The sequence below is a fragment of the Pseudoalteromonas nanhaiensis genome, assembly GCF_051235485.1.
Taxonomy (GTDB): Bacteria; Pseudomonadota; Gammaproteobacteria; order Enterobacterales; family Alteromonadaceae; genus Pseudoalteromonas; species Pseudoalteromonas lipolytica_C.
Genome location: NZ_JBPNYQ010000025.1, coordinates 1 through 17406, shown reverse-complemented (window position 1 = coordinate 17406; position 17406 = coordinate 1). Strand labels below are relative to the sequence as shown.

At 40.0% G+C, this 17406-nt stretch carries 12 protein-coding genes; 4 read left to right on the top strand and 8 right to left on the bottom strand.

Annotation, left to right across the window (positions count from 1 at the left end; genetic code table 11):
- Positions 1 to 89 precede the first annotated feature (89 nt).
- The gene (gene gshA, locus ACSFVZ_RS17250) at positions 90 to 1664 is read right to left on the bottom strand and encodes a glutamate--cysteine ligase (RefSeq protein WP_435559296.1); all 1575 of its coding nucleotides are present in this window, start codon (positions 1662 to 1664) and stop codon (positions 90 to 92) included.
- 393 nt (positions 1665 to 2057) lie between these two features.
- Between gshA and ACSFVZ_RS17245 the strand changes: the two genes are divergently transcribed.
- Complete coding sequence (locus tag ACSFVZ_RS17245) at positions 2058 to 3605, top strand: methyl-accepting chemotaxis protein (protein WP_435559295.1); 1548 nt, start codon at positions 2058 to 2060, stop codon at positions 3603 to 3605.
- 59 nt (positions 3606 to 3664) lie between these two features.
- Here the strand turns inward: ACSFVZ_RS17245 and clpB are convergent, their stop codons facing one another.
- The 3 genes from clpB to rluD all read right to left on the bottom strand — a co-directional run bounded on the left by clpB (position 3665) and on the right by rluD (position 8044).
- Positions 3665 to 6241 carry an ATP-dependent chaperone ClpB gene (gene clpB, locus ACSFVZ_RS17240; protein WP_138556840.1) on the bottom strand — a complete coding sequence of 859 codons (2577 nt, stop codon included), beginning with the start codon at positions 6239 to 6241 and terminating at the stop codon, positions 3665 to 3667.
- A 97-nt stretch (positions 6242 to 6338) separates the two neighbouring features.
- On the bottom strand, positions 6339 to 7061 hold the full coding sequence (gene pgeF / locus ACSFVZ_RS17235; RefSeq protein ID WP_435559294.1) for a peptidoglycan editing factor PgeF: 723 nt from the start codon (positions 7059 to 7061) through the stop codon (positions 6339 to 6341).
- 5 nt (positions 7062 to 7066) lie between these two features.
- On the bottom strand, positions 7067 to 8044 hold the full coding sequence (rluD, locus tag ACSFVZ_RS17230; RefSeq protein ID WP_138556838.1) for a 23S rRNA pseudouridine(1911/1915/1917) synthase RluD: 978 nt from the start codon (positions 8042 to 8044) through the stop codon (positions 7067 to 7069).
- 138 nt (positions 8045 to 8182) lie between these two features.
- Between rluD and ACSFVZ_RS17225 the strand changes: the two genes are divergently transcribed.
- A complete protein-coding gene (locus ACSFVZ_RS17225) occupies positions 8183 to 8941 on the top strand; it encodes an outer membrane protein assembly factor BamD (protein ID WP_135925563.1) in 759 nt (252 codons plus the stop codon).
- 328 nt (positions 8942 to 9269) lie between these two features.
- Here the strand turns inward: ACSFVZ_RS17225 and ACSFVZ_RS17220 are convergent, their stop codons facing one another.
- Positions 9270 to 9608, bottom strand: a complete 339-nt coding sequence (locus ACSFVZ_RS17220) for a P-II family nitrogen regulator (protein WP_135925568.1) — start codon at positions 9606 to 9608, stop codon at positions 9270 to 9272.
- A 138-nt stretch (positions 9609 to 9746) separates the two neighbouring features.
- Between ACSFVZ_RS17220 and ACSFVZ_RS17215 the strand changes: the two genes are divergently transcribed.
- Both ACSFVZ_RS17215 and ACSFVZ_RS17210 read left to right on the top strand, forming a co-directional pair.
- The gene (locus tag ACSFVZ_RS17215; RefSeq protein ID WP_135925571.1) at positions 9747 to 10331 is read left to right on the top strand and encodes a pilus assembly FimT family protein; all 585 of its coding nucleotides are present in this window, start codon (positions 9747 to 9749) and stop codon (positions 10329 to 10331) included.
- Positions 10332 to 10400: 69 nt separating this feature from the next.
- Entirely contained in the window at positions 10401 to 10937 is a 537-nt protein-coding gene (locus ACSFVZ_RS17210; RefSeq protein WP_435559293.1) for a GspH/FimT family pseudopilin, read from the top strand.
- Positions 10938 to 10942: 5 nt separating this feature from the next.
- Here ACSFVZ_RS17210 and ACSFVZ_RS17205 read toward each other — a convergent pair whose 3' ends face one another.
- The 3 genes from ACSFVZ_RS17205 to ACSFVZ_RS17195 all read right to left on the bottom strand — a co-directional run bounded on the left by ACSFVZ_RS17205 (position 10943) and on the right by ACSFVZ_RS17195 (position 17293).
- Positions 10943 to 11392, bottom strand: a complete 450-nt coding sequence (locus tag ACSFVZ_RS17205) for a type IV pilin protein (protein WP_135925573.1) — start codon at positions 11390 to 11392, stop codon at positions 10943 to 10945.
- Positions 11393 to 11558: 166 nt separating this feature from the next.
- Positions 11559 to 14732: a pilus assembly protein gene (locus ACSFVZ_RS17200; RefSeq protein ID WP_135925575.1), complete on the bottom strand. Its 3174-nt coding sequence runs from the start codon at positions 14730 to 14732 to the stop codon at positions 11559 to 11561.
- A gap of 518 nt (positions 14733 to 15250) precedes the next feature.
- A complete protein-coding gene (locus tag ACSFVZ_RS17195; RefSeq protein WP_435559292.1) occupies positions 15251 to 17293 on the bottom strand; it encodes a pilus assembly protein in 2043 nt (680 codons plus the stop codon).
- Positions 17294 to 17406 lie beyond the last annotated feature (113 nt).

The following is a 17406-nucleotide window of genomic DNA, read 5'->3' as shown; positions in this document are numbered from 1 at the left end:
TTATGAATGCAGCAGTATAGCATTGTTTCATCCCTGAAGAATCTTTGACGCAGCCTCCCTAGGCTGCGTTTTTTTATGTACTCACCTTATTAAGCTTTAGCAAAATAATCATCTAAAAACGCAGTAAAAGATAGCTTGTCTGCTGCTTTTACTTCTCGCTCTTTAAGCACTGAATCAGATGCCTGTTTAGTCAAAAATGCATGATCATAAAATTGATAATCAGCCTCGACATGATTTTGCTTATATTTTTGCGCAAGTGTTAAGGCAAAAAGACCATTATCTTGATTTTCTTTTGCAAGTGCACTGACATACCGACCAGAGAAAGTTTTATTAGGGTTTTTGACCCAACTTGCAAGCTCTGCGATTGTTTCGCTGTAATAGCTCACACCATATGCGTTATCCATATAGTTAGCCACAGCAGCTAGATTAGTAAATATAGATTCAGCCCAGTCAACAAGCAGAACCTTTTCACTTTGCTTATTCAACGTAAGCTCAGGGTCTCGGCCTTCATTTACAACCGCATCAAGATTAGCTGTACTTAACTTTTGTTCCTGCCAATCCATTTCTGGAGACTCAGACAATAAACAATAGGTCAAAAATACGTCTAAAAAGCGAATTTGCTGTAAATCAATACCGGTTTCACTGAATGGGTTAACATCTAGCGCGCGTACTTCTATATACTCGATCCCACCTCGTAATAAGGCATCAGTAGGTGTTTCTCCTGAGGCAGCATTACGTTTAGGACGTATCGGTGAGTAAAATTCATTTTCAATTTGTAGAATATTTTTGTTCAGTTGTTTTGGCTGCTCACTACGGTAGTCATCAAGGTGACCATATAGGTCTGATGGCGTATGAATCGCTTCTTTTAAACCTGCTACATATTCTTCTAATGAATTGTACATAACTCGTAAAGACGATTGTGCGCTATTAGTATAACCAAGGTTGCCTAATCGCAGTGCCGTACCGACTTCTAAATAAAGTGTGCCTTTACCTAGTTTCTTAAACGGTAAGTCTGTTTGACGACCCTGCAAGAAAGAATTACACAACGCAGGCGAAGCGCCAAATAAGAAACTAATTAACCATAACTCGCGCTTAAAGTTGCGAATGAGCCCTAAGTAACCATTCGAAATTGAATCTGCAAGTGTGCCTTGGCTCCCGTTTAAACTATACAGACTTTGCCATAAGCTTTCAGGAAAGGAAATATTGAAATGAACACCCGCAATCGCTTGCATCATACTACCATAGCGATTTTTCAACCCTTCTCGGTAAAGAGTTTTCATACGGCCGATATTTGAATCACCAAACTGAGCTAGTACGATATCATCTTGGTGCTCAATAAAGCATGGCATACTAATCGGCCACAGTAGTTCGTCACCCATTTGAGATAAGGTGAACTTTTGTAAGTCTTTAAGTTGAGCTAGGGTTTCCTCGGCTGAGGTGCTCACTGGAGTAATAAATTCTAATAACGATTCTGAAAAGTCAGTGGTGACATGATCATTGGTTAAAGCGCTACCAACGCCTTGTGGATGACCTTGCCCTGAGATAACACCATTTGGTTTGATCCTTAATGCTTCTCGCTCGATACCACGTTTAATCCCATTAATTGCGTTAGGAAATTGTGCCGTTAACGCTTCTAGCGTTTTATTTAAATCATGTTTTATCAAAAATGCTTCCTCGAGCCGCGTGGCTGTAATCCTAAGGGTATGGGGGCAAAAAATAATTACTCAAGTGCGAAAAATAACATTCAATTACCACCTCACCACTTGAAGCACAATCTTGCCATTGTGAATAGCATTATACAATTGCTTTAGTGGCACTTAATTAATGCTAAATCTATTCATCTGTATAATTTTTATCACTAACTTGTGAACATTAGACCTTTTGCCTAATATGAAAAGGTGAGGCTAAACACAATAATTCTCGCAAGATATTGTTTTAGATCAAGGGAAAGGTGAAATTTTTAAAACTTTAACAGTTATCAATATGTTCCCCCTTCCCTTACATTTTTCTGAGACTATAATCCGCACACCATAAAAAAGTACATTTCAAGGACTCATATGCGTCGTGGGCAAGAAATAATCAATCAAGAAGTGACATACTCCGAACATCAAGAGCTTGTCTCTACAACAGATTTACGCGGCATCATCACATACGTAAATAAGGAATTTTGTACCATTGCTGGTTATACCGAAGAGGAGTTACTCGGGAAAAACCACAATATAGTACGCCACCCAGATATGCCAAAAGCGGCATTTAAAGAGATGTGGGAAAAACTAAAGCAAGGCCATTCATGGCGTGGCATGGTAAAAAACCTCTGTAAAGATGGTCGCTACTATTGGGTTGATGCGTTTGTTACACCTATATACGAACACGGTCAGCTCGTTGGCTATCAGTCAGTGCGAACAAAACCATCTGAACAGTTAAAAACTCGTGCAATGGCGCTTTACACTAAAATTAATAACGGCAAGTCTGTCGCGTCATTTCGTGAAAATATTTCGCTAAGACAAACCTTATCTACGGTATTATTAGTTGCTGGCATTGTTGCTTTGGCCCTTACTACGTCATGGATTGTTGCCTTAGCTGCAGCTGCCCTCATTGCAGCACTTTTTGTACTCAATTATGACGAACTCATTGTAACGCCTAGCCATTTAAAACAGCAGCGTGCTGAGTTTGACTCGGTATCTCGCTATGTGTATTCGGGCTCCCACCCATTTAGTATTGCGACTTATAATCAGCAAATGTTATTTGCTAAGCTACGTACCGTACTTGGCCGTGTTAAAGACTCTACTTACTCATTTAAAGATATTGCCACCAACCTAGATAAGCAATCATCACTAACAGAGCAAGGAATTGCAGCACAGGGTCATCGTTTAAGTGATATTGCTGCTGCGATGAGTCAGATGAGTACAACTATTGGTGAAATATCTGCAAACACTCACCACACTGCTGAGAAAGTAAATACAACGTACCAAAGCTGTAATGATATAAAACTTCATATTGAAGAAAATAGCTCTATGGTGTCTGATCTGGCTAACCAAGTTGAGCAAGCAGCGAGCACCGCTAACTCTCTTGCCAGCGAAGCAGACAAAATAGGCCAAGTAATGAGTGAGATTGAAGGTATTGCTGAACAAACAAATTTATTAGCGCTCAACGCAGCAATTGAAGCAGCTCGCGCTGGTGAACATGGTCGTGGTTTTGCGGTTGTAGCTGATGAGGTACGTGCGCTTTCATCACGCACTCAAAATGCTACATCACAAATTCACAGCTCAATAAAAGAAATTCAAGATACCTTGTTTAGCTGGTCGAAAGTAATGCAGTCAACTAAAACGCAAGCTGATAGTTGTGTTAATACAACGGCCCATACTAAAACTGAGTTAGCGAGTATTTTTGCGCAAATAAATGAAATTTCAGGTCTTGCTGCAGAAATTTCGACAGCAGCTGAAGAGCAACAAGTTGTGAGCGCTGATATTCGCGAAAATGTCGACAGCATCAAAGAACACAGTGAGGAAAACTTAAAACTTAGCTACAACGTCGCTAAAGACGCTGCAGGGCTGGTTGAAGGTTCACGCAAAGTCAATGATATGCTGTTAACGTTTAAGGTTTAAACTTAGTTAATACAAAAAAGCCGCATTGTATTAATGCGGCTTTTTGCTTTTAAAGCATATTAACGACTTGAGAAAACAAGACCATTTTCATCGGCGTCAATATGAATAATGGCACCAGGTTGATAATCGCCCCCTAACAAGCGCTGTGCTAATGGGTTTTCAATGGTATGTTGAATAGCACGTTTTAGCGGTCTTGCACCATAAACAGGATCAAAGCCACTTTCAGCGATACGATCTAATGCTGCATCCGTTACTTCAAGAATGTAGCCTTTTTCTGTTAAGCGCTCGCGTAGCTTGCTTAATTGAATATCGGCGATTTCTTTAATATGCTCATTAGCAAGCGGATGGAATACCACAGTTTCGTCGATTCGGTTAATAAACTCAGGACGGAACTGACTCACCAATACGCCCATTACTTTTTCTTTTAACGTAGCATAATCATTTGAACCGGCTTGCTCTTGAATAATATCTGAGCCTAAGTTAGAGGTCATAATGATCACCGTATTTTTAAAATCAACGGTACGACCCTGACCATCCGTTAAGCGACCATCATCAAGTACTTGCAGCAAAATGTTAAATACATCTGGGTGCGCTTTTTCGACCTCATCCAATAAAATAACTGAATACGGACGACGGCGTACAGCTTCAGTTAAATAGCCACCCTCTTCGTAGCCGACATAACCTGGAGGCGCCCCGACTAAACGTGCCACTGAGTGTTTCTCCATAAACTCCGACATATCAATGCGCACCATGGCATCTTCGGTGTCAAACATGAAGCTAGCAAGAGCTTTAGTCAGCTCTGTTTTACCCACCCCTGTCGGACCTAAAAATAAGAATGAACCGATTGGACGATTAGGATCAGCAAGTCCTGCGCGAGAGCGACGAATTGCATTAGCAACAGCCACAACAGCCTCATCTTGACCAATCACTTTATGGTGTAACTGATCTTCCATTTGCAGTAACTTTTCACGCTCACCTTGCAACATTTTCGATACTGGAATACCTGTCCAACGCGATAAAATTTCCGCAATTTCATCCTCACCGACCTGATTTTTAAGCAAACTCATTTCTTGCATTTCGGCTTGTGAAGCAAGGTCTAGTTTGCGTTCAAGCTCAGGGATACGACCATATTGCAGCTCAGACATGCGTTGTAAGTCGCTGGCACGACGTGCAACTTCTAAATCAAGACGCGCCTGTTCAAGCTCAGCTTTGATTACTTGCGTGCCTTGCAATGAGGCCTTCTCAGCATTCCACACTTCGTCTAATTCACGGTATTGAGCTTCAAGTTCAGTGATCAATTCTTGCATTTCGGTGCGGCGTTTTTGGCTCGCTTCATCTTTTTCTTTCGCCAACGCATTGTCTTCAAGCTTTAACTGAATAATACGTCGCTCAAGTTTGTCTAAAGACTCTGGTTTTGAGTCAATTTGCAAACGAATTGAAGAACCCGCTTCATCAATTAAATCAATCGCCTTATCTGGTAATTGGCGATCGCTGATGTAACGGTGCGACAGCTGCGCCGCAGCAACGATAGCGGGATCGGTAATATCAACTGAATGATGCAGCTCATATCGCTCTTTTAAACCACGTAAAATTGCGATGGTGTCTTCAACCGACGGTTCATCAACAAATACTTTTTGGAAGCGGCGTTCAAGTGCAGCATCTTTTTCAATGTACTGACGATACTCATCAAGTGTTGTCGCCCCCACACAATGTAACTCACCACGAGCAAGTGCAGGCTTTAACATATTACCCGCATCCATAGCGCCGTCCGTTTTTCCTGCACCTACCATAGTATGGATTTCATCGATAAACAGGATGACTTGGCCTTCTTCTTTGGCAAGTTCATTCAAAACTGATTTTAAACGCTCTTCAAATTCACCACGGTATTTAGCACCGGCAACCAACGCACCTAAATCGAGCGATAATACTCGCTTGTTTTTTAAGCCCTCAGGTACTTCACCGTTGATAATTCGCTGCGCAAGACCTTCAGCAATCGCCGTTTTACCTACACCCGGCTCACCAATTAACACCGGATTATTTTTAGTACGGCGTTGTAATACTTGAATAGTGCGACGAATTTCGTCATCACGGCCAATAACAGGGTCAAGCTTGCCTTGCTCTGCTCGCTCAGTTAAATCGATGGTGAACTTTTTTAATGCCTGACGGGTTTCTTCAGCATTGGGATCATCAACTTTTTGGCCACCACGAATAGCTTCGATTGCGGCTTCAATTTTGCTAGAAGTAATATTCAGTGCTTTGAAAATATCCCCAAGTGGACCTTTATCGTCACACGCAGCAAGGACAAATAACTCACTCGAAATGAATTTATCTTTGCGCTTTTGGGCATATTTATCACACAAGTTGATTAACGAAATCAGGTTATTTGACAGCTGAACATCACCACCAATACCTTCAACTTTAAACAGCTTCTCAATTTCTTGGGATAACTTGGTGTTTAACTCATCAGCACTCACACCTGCTTGCGCAAGTAGTGCACGCACACTTGAACCATTTTGCTGAAGCAATGAATACATTAAATGCACAGGCTCAATAAATTGATGATCGCGCCCAAGTGCTAATGACTGCGCATCTGAAAGCGCAGATTGAAATTTACTTGTAAATCTATCTAAACGCATAAGGGTTTACCTATTAAAAAATCTAATTGCTTAATTAATGGGTATGCTTAGTGATTTGTTCAAGTAAAGAAGAAAATTTAATCGCAAAAAAGGCGTATTAATTGCGCCAGATCAAGCTAGCCATGCGGCCAGTTTGCCCGTCGCGGCGATAAGAGAAAAACTGTGATTTATCAGTGACGGTACAATGCTCACCACCGTAAACGTTTATTACACCTAATTGTGTTAATTGTTGACGTGCGAGCAGGTAAATATCCGCTAAATACTTATTGCCCTTAACTTTAAATGCGCTTTGATGCTTAGGATTCAATTCACAAAAGCATTCTTTTACTTCTGGGCCCACTTCAAATTGTGATGGGCCAATAGCAGGGCCAAGCCAAACAATTATCTCGCTTGGTTTTGCTTTAAAATGTGCCACTGTGTTAGCTAAAATGCCCTGAGCTAAGCCTCGCCATCCGCCGTGTGCTGCAGCAACTTCATTACCCGAAGCCGAGCAAAATAGTACGGGTAAGCAATCTGCGGTCATTATCGCAAGCGGTTGTTTTACTAAACGAGTATAAAGTGCGTCAGCAGAGCGCAACTCACTTAGCTCAGACCTTTCATCAATCACCACCACTTCGCTGCTATGTGTTTGGTTCAACCACACAGCAGGGTTTGGCAGCTGATTTGTAAGTAACGCGCGATTTGCAAGTACGGCTTGCTCATCATCACCAACATGTAAACCCATATTAAAACTATCAAAGGGTGCAACGGATACACCGCCCTGTCGGGTGGTACTCAGTGCGCTAACAGTTTTTGGGGCTGTCCATGCTGGTGTGATCATAATGCTTAAAACTCGATATTTGGGTTTGCTTTAGTATCAGCACGAAGAGCTTCTGTCATCGCTGCCATATCATCTGGAATTGGCGCTTGCCATGTCATTAACTCACCCGTTATTGGATGCGCGATAGAAAGCTTAACTGCATGTAATGCTTGGCGTTTAAAGTCGCGTAACATTTGGAACAGTTCAGGTGTTGCGCCCTTAGGCGGACGCGGGCGACCACCATAAAGTTGATCGCCAACTAATGGGTGATTCAAATAAGCCATGTGCACACGAATTTGGTGAGTACGACCTGTTTCTAAGCGTAAACGTAAGCGCGTGTGAGCACGGAATTTTTCTGCAACACGGTAGTGCGTTATCGCTGGTTTGCCCATTTCATGAACAGCCATATGAGTCCGCTTTGTTGCATGACGGCCAATTGGTTTTTCAACCATACCACCTGCAGTCATAGTGCCATTACAAATTGCTTCGTATTCACGGGTGAAGTTTTCGCGCTTTTGCAATGCCGTCACTAAATGTGTTTGCGCGGGAATAGTTTTAGCAACCACCATTAAACCTGTGGTGTCTTTATCTAGACGATGGACAATACCGGCACGTGGCACATTGATAATGTCAGGGTAATGATGAAGTAAAGCATTTAAAACAGTACCATCAGGGTTACCTGCACCAGGGTGAACAACTAGCCCCATCGGTTTATTTATAACTAATATATCATCGTCTTCATAAACGATGTTTAATTTGATATTTTGTGCCTCATATTCTCGAGGAGCCTCAATGGTTGTTTCTACACTGACCATTTCGCCACCGAGTAATTTTTCGCGAGGCGTGTTCAATATTTCGCCGTTTACCGTGATTTTGTCATCCAAAATCCATGTTTTTATCCGTGAACGCGAATAATCAGGGAACAATTGCGCCAATACTTGGTCTAGACGTTTACCGCCAAGGTCTATTGGAACCTCGGCTTGGAGAGAAATTTGCTCTGACATTAGTAACTTTACCCAATTTACCAGTGCAAGCTGTGCTCGACTGGGTTAGAATCGCTTTATTAAGCATTGTATAATACGTATAGTTTACTCGGTTTTCCTCTGTTGGCCTAGCCGAAGACATCGAAGGTAATAAATAAAATGATAAATAAAATAGGGAAACGTGCGTTCGCCATTGTTTTTTCAGTTACAGTACTTGGTTTAGGGGCTTGCTCGTCAGCACCAGATCAAGAAGATATCCAACGCGTTCCTAATAAATCTGCGCAAGCTTTATATGAAGATGCGAAACAAACATTAGATTCAGGCTTATACGCTCGAGCAATTGAGTTGTTGAGTGCTATTGACTCTCGCTATCCTTTTGGTCCGCTATCAAAGCAAGTACAAATGGACCTAGTGTATGCTCACTATCAAGCAGGTAATACTGAACAAGCACTTGCAACTATTGACCGCTTTATTCGCTTGAACCCAAACCACAAAGATTTAGATTACATGTACTATATGCGTGGCTTAGTGAACATTAAAGCAGACCAAAATGCTTTCCAAGAGTATTTTGGCGTAGACCGTGCGGATAGAGATGCAAATCGTACCCGTGTTGCTTTCACTGACTTATCAACATTATTAAAACGCTATCCTAATAGTGCTTATGCGCCAGAAGCAAAAAAACGTTTAGTGTGGCTTCTCAACAAAATGGCGCGCTACGAGTTAAAAGTGGCTGAATATTACTATGAACGCGAAGCATATCTTGCTGCCGCTAACCGTGGCAAATATGTAGTTGAGCATTACTCACAAAGCAGCTACTTAGATCAAGCTTTAGAAATCATGGAAAAAAGTTACGACAAACTCGGCTTACCTGAGCTAAGCGCGCATGCTAAAGCAACGCGTGAAGCGAATAAACGTTAATTCATCACATTTACATTAAAAAAGGCGCCATAGGCGCCTTTTTTAATGTTTGCGATCGAATATACCCAAACCACCTCAAGGTGCGAGTTTCAGTTGGAATTAAAAGCGATTTAGGCAAGGCATTGATTGCAAGTAATAGTGGTTCTATTGTTAAAATCAATAACGCAGTATAAATCGCTTTTAAACCAACCCTTTGGGCGCTCACAGGCACTTACTCTCATCGTTGTTACTTCTTAAAAGGGACTACCATTCTTGCAAAGTAACGCCTTGATATTAAGCACCTGTGAATCGCTGAATTCTGCATCTTGAGGTGGCTTGGGTATACTGATTAAATCGCATCTTCATCTTCTTCGGCGGTACGAATACGTACTACACGTTCCACATCAGTGACAAAGATTTTACCATCGCCAATTTTACCTGTTTGCGATGTTTTAACGATCACTTCAATCGCTCTATCAACATCTTCATCGCTAAGTACAATATCAAGTTTAACTTTCGGTAAAAAATCAACCATGTACTCAGCACCGCGGTAAAGCTCAGTGTGCCCCTTTTGACGGCCAAAGCCCTTAACTTCGCTAACCGTCATTCCTGTGATACCCACATCTGACAACGCTTCACGAACATCATCAAGCTTAAAGGGTTTTATAATTGCTTCTATTTTTTTCATAGTAACCAGTTAGTTTAAAACATATTTGCCTCGATTTTAGACAATCCATGTCAGCATAGCAAACAAACTGAACAAATAGGTGCACTATAAACAAAGCGTGATATTATTATTAAACTACTTGTAAGTGAGGTACAAGCAATGAAAAACAACAGGAAACATAAAGGCTTCACGCTTTTAGAATTAATGATAGCAGTTGCGATTGTCGGCATTGTTGCCACAATTGCGTTATGGGACAGCTCAGATACATTAGAAAGAAATAGAGCAGAAAATTACTTACTCGACTTGCAGCGGATAATTAGTTTTGCCCGGGCTAAAGCTGTTAGTACAGATACCCAAGTAACTGTATGTAAGGGCTGGGAAAGCCGCATAAAAAGGGACCAAGTGAGTATCTGCCACCCTCTGTCAAAAAATAACGCACAAGAACAAGTTATCTTTATGTTTAGTAACGATAAAGAAAGATTTCCACGTAATGTAATTCAATGGTACGAACCTTATTATGGTGACGAGGTCTACAGGATGCTTCCTCCGCCTAGCAATAAGGATGTGATCACTTATAATGGTGGCGAACAAATTATTTTCGATACCAGTGGTAGTATACTTACTCAAGTGGGAACTTTTGTATACTGTCCAAATCCTAATAATAATGACAATAATAAAGCCCTTCTAATAAACAAATCAGGTAGTGCGTTTTATCTTGGTGATACAAACCTCAAATGTAATTAAATAAACACTTGACATGATTTTAGGTACATCTATATTTAAATAAAATATATCAATAGGGAGTCTTCAAGGATGAAGACACATCTCTTTTATCGTCGAGTACTTTGCGCAACACTCATTGAGGTTTTAATAGTGGTATCGATTGTTTCGATACTTTTAAACCTAGCATTGTTCGATTTAAAACCTTTCCTTGCGCAAAACCGTCTAGATAATCAAATACATCTTATTAAACGCGCAGTCGCTATTAGCCGCTTAAATGCACAAGCAAACAATGCGTATGTCACGTTTTGTGCATTACACAATAACCAGTGTAACTATCAATTCTGGCATAAAAAACTCACTGTCTTTATCGATCATGGACAGATTGGCGTGTTTGATAGTAATGACACTAAAATAGTACAGTTTGAAGCAATCAATAAGCTTGATATGCTCACTTATAATAAACGCAATGCATTGACCTTTTTGCCAAACGGAAGACCAATGGGGCTCAATAATGGGACTTTTATTTATTGTCCTGAATACAAAGAAGCAAGCCTAAGTGGGCTTGCTATATCGGTAAATATTGTTGGCAGGGTGAAAGTAATAGATACTGATAAATGTCAGCAATAAGCTAATTAGCGACCCCAGCAAACATCAGTAGACGCTGCAGAGCCTCCATGACGCTGAATACCACGGTCGTCTATTATTAATCTTGTACATTCAGTATCTTTGGCAGGGGGGCCTGCAATTGCAATAGCTGATGCATAGAAAACTGCGCGGCCGACAGTGTTATTAACTTCCAGCCTTAACCGGTAATAACCATTTTCCGTGGTATCGTTTAAGCCAAGTTGATCAAATGTGGTAGCGTATTGACGATTATCCGCAAAGTATTGCTCCTGCTTATTTGCTATATCTAATAAAGCAGTAACAGCTTCACTTCTTGCTGCACGCTTAACATATTCGAAATAATTAGGTAGCGCAATACTTGCTATAATTCCTAAAATAGCAACCGTAATCATTAGTTCAATTAAGGTAAAACCTAACTGCTTATTTTTCTTTCTTGATCTTATATATTTTATACCCATCAAATATTTCTCAAAGACTCGCTATACATTTGATTATAATAGGTTCAGTTTTTTATGATTGCAATTAACTTTATTTTTATACCTTTCTAAAAGGTAAAAAAATGTAGCAATAAAACCATAATCAAACTTTAGCACTGCATCGAATAATCAAATTAATTAATTTTTACTAGTAAGTTAGATCACGTTTTTCTTGTTTATAAATATACATCTGTTGGGTTTTAAAACCAAAACCAATTGGCACTTTATCACTAACAAGTTTTATTTTACCGTTTTCAATTGTTAACCCAGGGCCTAAGATTTCTTGTACTTTGAATGGGTTTTGAGCGCCCTTAACTCCAGGTCCAATCGATAAAAACTGGCTTTGTTCTCTCACTTTTTCGCTAGTATTGTCATCACAAAAACCATCGCTATTTCCATCGACACAACTATCACCAACGCCAAAATAAAGTTGAGGTGTGTCTGGAACATCGTTCGAAGTTGTGAATTTTAAACTGTCATAGACTTTGGTGCCATAATGTAAATGAAAAGCATAAAGACCGCCAGACCCACCAGTCAGTGAACATTGATTTGCAGTGGCTGTCGCAGGAGAAAAGCTAGTAAAATAAGCTACACCACCAATAACCGTACTTGCAGCTAGTGACTTTTCTCCCGAAGCCGGCAAGTTATAGTACCAACCTTTAAACTCCCCGAGCGTTACTTCTAGTTCTGTGAATTTTTCGACATCGTCAATAGCTTTGCCAAAAGGATCCGAATCTACATTCATTAAGTCTGCTTGAGTGATCACGTCAGGTACATCAGCACCTTTAAATGATTTTGTCACGGTATTAATATCACGGATCATAAAAAGTTGATCGTTGGCTGTCGAAGAAAGAGGCTTAGCGCGGTTTCCGCTACCAATTAATACTGCGTCAAATGGCGTATCAATTCGCGTTTTAATCGTTTTCCCTTCAAAAGTGGTTTCTGATACTTTGCTGAACATTGTACGAGCAATCATTGGTTTATAGAAAAAACGACGATCTTGAGTAGACAAAGCACCACCTAGGCTCGCTAATTTAAAATGCGTCCATGGTTTTTGTGAATCATTAGGGTTATTTGAGGGCATATCAACACGCCATATATCTCCACCTGTATCCGCTGCATACAATCTATCTACATAGCCATCATAATCTGAATCAAGAATGCTAATATCAGAAGCAATGCTGTGCTTTCCTAAAAACCCATTTTCAGTTGGAGTCAGAGCCCAAATTTTCTTACCTGTTTGCGCATCAACAATGAATATACCCCGCCCTTTACTATCATTGGAGCGCGAAACATTATCTTTATTTGTGTCATATCCGCCCCCAAAAACTAATACAGGGCGGTCCTCATAACCTGCTAAATTAATGTAGGTTACGATTGGCTTTGACCAGGTTTGACCAAGCTCTAAAAAGTCACCAGTTCCCCCTTTGATAGGCTCATCCCACAATAATTTAGGAGAGTTAGGGTTAGTAATATCAAGGCCATAATAATAATTACCGCCTCGTCTTAAACCAAAGAATGCCCAAACACGATCACTATCATTAACAACACCGTCTCCATTTTTATCATCAAAGAAAACAGAGATAGGTCCGTCTACACCATAGACTTTTGTGTCTGCTTGATTATCACGTAGCGGCTTAATAATTTTATATAGACTTCTAGGTATAAATGCCCAACTTTCGCTTAATACATCATTTTTATCTTGGAACATATGCAAGTACCCAGCATTAGTGCCAATTAAAATTCGGATATCATCATTACCGTAATCAATCGTTACAGGTTTTGAATGCAATGGATCACCGAATATGTCATTACGCGAATCACTGGTAGATCCATCTTTGTCTTCATCATCTACATCTACACCACGCGACCAGAAAGCAAGATCATACAACTCTTGTCTGGTTGCCCCACTAACACCGAATGCTTCAGCTGCCTTTTCAACACTACCGTAGTAATCTATTGCATTCCAACCAGAAAAATGACGTAGTACATTCCCTTTTAAATTTGATAATATAACCCGCCTTCCCTGTGCATAAGGAACGCTATCTTGAAGTGCCAAATATGCATTCACCCCACCGAGTTCTACTGAACTACCATCTGCTCCTTCGCCACTTGGTAACCAAAATGTTTTCGCATTTTTATCAATTAGGCCATCTTCATTTAAAGCAGGTTTTCCATCTTTATCAGTGATTTTGTCGCCAGACACTTTTAATTTTTTCAAATTTCCGCGCCAACGAGCCCCTGTTTTAGGATAAAACATCGCATAATAAATCGACTCTCTGCTACGTGTTTGGTCAACATTGTTACTCGCAACAGAAGGAGAGGTAAAACTATCGTTCACTTCCCTAATTTGAGTTATCGTATTTTTAAGTGCATCAGAAAGCTGATCAGCAGTATTTGCGTGAAGGTATTTCCCCCCCCCTAACTTTGCTGTCTCAGACAGTAAACGCTTACCGTTTTCGCTCATACCACTACCAAATCCGATAGTATAAACGCGGCCTGTCTCATGGATCTCACTAGTCGAAGGAAATAAGTCAACTTTAACATTTTCCGAGCCATGAATTATTTGCGCAAGCTTGTGGAGGTATACACCCGCGATACGATCTGAGTCGCCTAAATAGCGGCCAAAATACGATTGATACAGATTACTGATAGTGCCATCTTGTTCATTATCCGAACCTGAGCTAGGATCGCCATCAGTCATGTAGATAACATTTACAGAATGGTCACAGCGTTTAACTTCTTCTGTATTATCAAAGGGAGAGATGTATGAATAGGTATAGTAACGATTCCACCATGGACCTGAAACCGTTTTGTTCTCAATTGAATTATCACGTAGCGCCTCAGCCACCTTTGCACCGTAGTAAAGGCTTTTCCCAGTGATATACAAATAAGCTTCCCAGAGTGTTTCGGTTAAGGGCGTCCCCCCATTAGCAGGTAATGTAGCAATCGTTTGCTTTAGAAAAGAGTTAGAAGAACCGATACCCGCAAGAACATATCCCCCATCAAGTCCATTAAAACGCATTAAGCCAAAATCTATATCGTCATTTCCATCAATTAAATTAGTTATAGCATCTTGAGCGATACCTAACCGGCTATCAGGGCAAAGAATATATCGCCCATACGAAAAACCACAGTTAAAACCTGAGCTTGTTGAGAATGCCATACTACCTGAGGTATCGAAAACTATCAGAACACGGGGTTTCTCATCGAGCTTTACATTATGATTAACGTACAGTTCAATGTCTTCAGCATGGGCCATTGAGCTGAAAATAACAGCACTACCAAGCAAGATTTTGCTGATTAATTTTCCTATATTCATTACAACCCCCACTAAACACCAACGTTCAAAACCAATAACCTAATTGAAAAAAGTTATCTCGAAAGCCCAAGAGTAAGTTACCTTCTAACAACACGATGACTAAATACTTGTAGCTGACGTAATGCAAATAAATTTAAAATTGATACAAGTTAAATTATAACTAATTATTTTGAATTAAAACATAAGTGCTACAAATAAATTAATTATTTGCACCATTTTTTCTTAGAATTTCACTAAAAATAACTAGAGCTTTGGCTATTCACTGAATTCAATACATATTTTGCAGTGTATTGCTTTAACTATTAACAAAAATAATAAAAAAGAGCCAACTTTAAAAGAAAGGTAAGCGAAAGGGATTGCTTTCTACGAAGCAAAGTAATACATTGAATTTTAATGTAAATTTATGGACTTACAATTATAAAAAGGACACCACTTTAAAATTGGTGCCCTTATTACAGCTGCATTATACAAGTATAAAGCTGCGACTAAATAATATGATAAAAACATTGCATATACTATTATTGAGTTCGGTCATACTTCTCTTGTTTATATATATAAGTTTGTTGAACTTTAAATCCAAGAACCTCATCACTCAGTAATTTAATTTTACCATTTACGGTATGTAAGCCAGGGCCCAATACCCCTTTGGCAACAAACGGATCTTTTTGGCCAACAATCCCGGTACCAATCAACATAAACTGACTTTCACCTTTATCCGATTCACCAAAGAATAATTGCGGAGTATCAGGTACATCATTCCCTGTTTGGAACTTAAGTTCATCATATACTTTGGTTCCATAATGTAGGTGAAAAGCATAAAGACCACCAGTACCACTACCTAGACTACACTGGTCGACAACATTGGTTGTCGAGCCTGGTGCAAAACTTGTAAAGTAAGCAACACCTCCTACAACGGTACTCGCAGCTAATGATTTCTCACCTTGAAGCGGCAAGTTATAGTACCAACCATTAAAGCGCGCTAATTCAACCTCAAGCTTGACAAAGCCATCAACATTATCAAGTTTCTTAGCAAAAGGATCTGAACTTACATTCATTAAATCTGATTGTGTGATAGTGTTCGGGACTTTACTCCCTGTAAAAGACTTAGTCACAGTATTTATATCGCGGATCATAAATAACTGATCATTCACCGCTGATGAAAGCGGATTTGCTCTATTCCCGCTGCCAATTAATACGGCATCAAACGGAGTATCAACGCGAGTTACTGTGGATTTACCATTTACAACAACTTCAGATACTTTGCTATATACACTTCTCGCAATAGTCGGTTTATAAAAAAAGCGCCGGTCATTGTTAGCCCGAGTGCCCCCAAGACTAGCAAGTTTAAAGTGCGTCCAGTTCCGTGAGTTTTGCGTAGGCATGTCCACTCGCCAAACATCACCACCTGTATCAGTGGCATACAAACGATCTATATATCCGTCGTAATCAGAGTCTAAAAGAGCAATATCAGATGCGATACTGTGTTTACCTTGAAAACCATTTTCAGAAGGAGTCAATGCCCAGACTTTTTTACCTGTCTCAGCATCAACAATGTAAATTCCTCGCCCCTTAGAGTCATTAGTTCGTCGACTATTATCTTTATTAGTATCATAGCCAGCTCCAAAGATAAGCACAGGGCGATCTTTATATCCAGCTAAATTGATATAGGTTACTTGTGCTTTTGACCAGCTTTGTGCCAACTCTTTGAAATCACCTGAGCCACCGACAATTGGTCCACCCCACATTATTTGTGGGCGATTAGGGTTAGTAATATCTAAAGCGTAATACTCATTTCCGCCACGTCTTAAGCCAAAAAATGCCCAAACCCTATCTGTTCGTGTATCTACAACACCATTTTTGTTTTTATCGTCAAAGAAGATAGAAATAGGTCCATCAACACCATAGACCTTTGTATTTTTATCATTGTCTCTTAATGGTTTGATAATTTTATATAAACTTCTTGGAATAAACGCCCAGGTTTCAGTTAAAACATCATTTTGATCTTTAAACATATGCAGATAGCCTGCATTCGTACCTATTAAGATACGTACGTCATTATTTCCATAATCAATAGTGACGGGTTTTGAATGAAGTGGATCACCAAAGACATCCTCACGAGTATCCGTTGTTAGGCCATCATTATCTTCATCATAAATATCTACACCACGTGACCAAAATGCTAAATCGTATATCTCTTGTCTAGTCGCGCCTTTGGCCCCAAAAGCTTCTGCTGCTTTATCAACACTTCCATAGTAGGTAATAGCATTCCAACCACTGAAATGACGCAATATTTCATCCTTTAAGTTTGATAATATTGCTCGTCTGCCTTGAGCATATGGTATGCTATCTTGTTTAGCCAAATAAGCATTAACCCCACCAAGTTTAACATCATTGCCATCTGGTTTTTCGCTGTCAGCTGACCAGAATGTATGAACATTAGGGGCAATTTTTCCGCTATCATCTAAAGCAGAAACCCCACCTAAACCAACTATCTTATCACCAGATACCTTAAGCTTTTTTAAATTACCTCGCCAACGAGCACTTGTGCTAGGGTAAAACATCGTATTATACAGTGCATCCCGACTACGAGTTTGATCAGTGATCTGGTCAAGCTAGGCCGCACACTTTTTCCTTACACTTTCAAACTCAATTGGCGACATATCATTTAATGAAG

Excerpts from the sequence above, each read along its gene's own strand:
- rluD (WP_138556838.1), bottom strand. The coding sequence starts at position 8,044 with ATGTCAGAGCAAATTTCTCTCCAAGCCGAGGTTCCAATAGACCTTGGC.
- ACSFVZ_RS17210 (WP_435559293.1), top strand. The coding sequence starts at position 10,401 with ATGAAGACACATCTCTTTTATCGTCGAGTACTTTGCGCAACACTCATT.
- ACSFVZ_RS17200 (WP_135925575.1), bottom strand. The coding sequence starts at position 14,732 with ATGAATATAGGAAAATTAATCAGCAAAATCTTGCTTGGTAGTGCTGTT.
- ACSFVZ_RS17195 (WP_435559292.1), bottom strand. The coding sequence starts at position 17,293 with ATGTTTTACCCTAGCACAAGTGCTCGTTGGCGAGGTAATTTAAAAAAG.
- ACSFVZ_RS17205 (WP_135925573.1), bottom strand. The coding sequence starts at position 11,392 with ATGGGTATAAAATATATAAGATCAAGAAAGAAAAATAAGCAGTTAGGT.
- ACSFVZ_RS17225 (WP_135925563.1), top strand. The coding sequence starts at position 8,183 with ATGATAAATAAAATAGGGAAACGTGCGTTCGCCATTGTTTTTTCAGTT.
- pgeF (WP_435559294.1), bottom strand. The coding sequence starts at position 7,061 with ATGATCACACCAGCATGGACAGCCCCAAAAACTGTTAGCGCACTGAGT.
- ACSFVZ_RS17215 (WP_135925571.1), top strand. The coding sequence starts at position 9,747 with ATGAAAAACAACAGGAAACATAAAGGCTTCACGCTTTTAGAATTAATG.
- ACSFVZ_RS17245 (WP_435559295.1), top strand. The coding sequence starts at position 2,058 with ATGCGTCGTGGGCAAGAAATAATCAATCAAGAAGTGACATACTCCGAA.
- ACSFVZ_RS17220 (WP_135925568.1), bottom strand. The coding sequence starts at position 9,608 with ATGAAAAAAATAGAAGCAATTATAAAACCCTTTAAGCTTGATGATGTT.
- clpB (WP_138556840.1), bottom strand. The coding sequence starts at position 6,241 with ATGCGTTTAGATAGATTTACAAGTAAATTTCAATCTGCGCTTTCAGAT.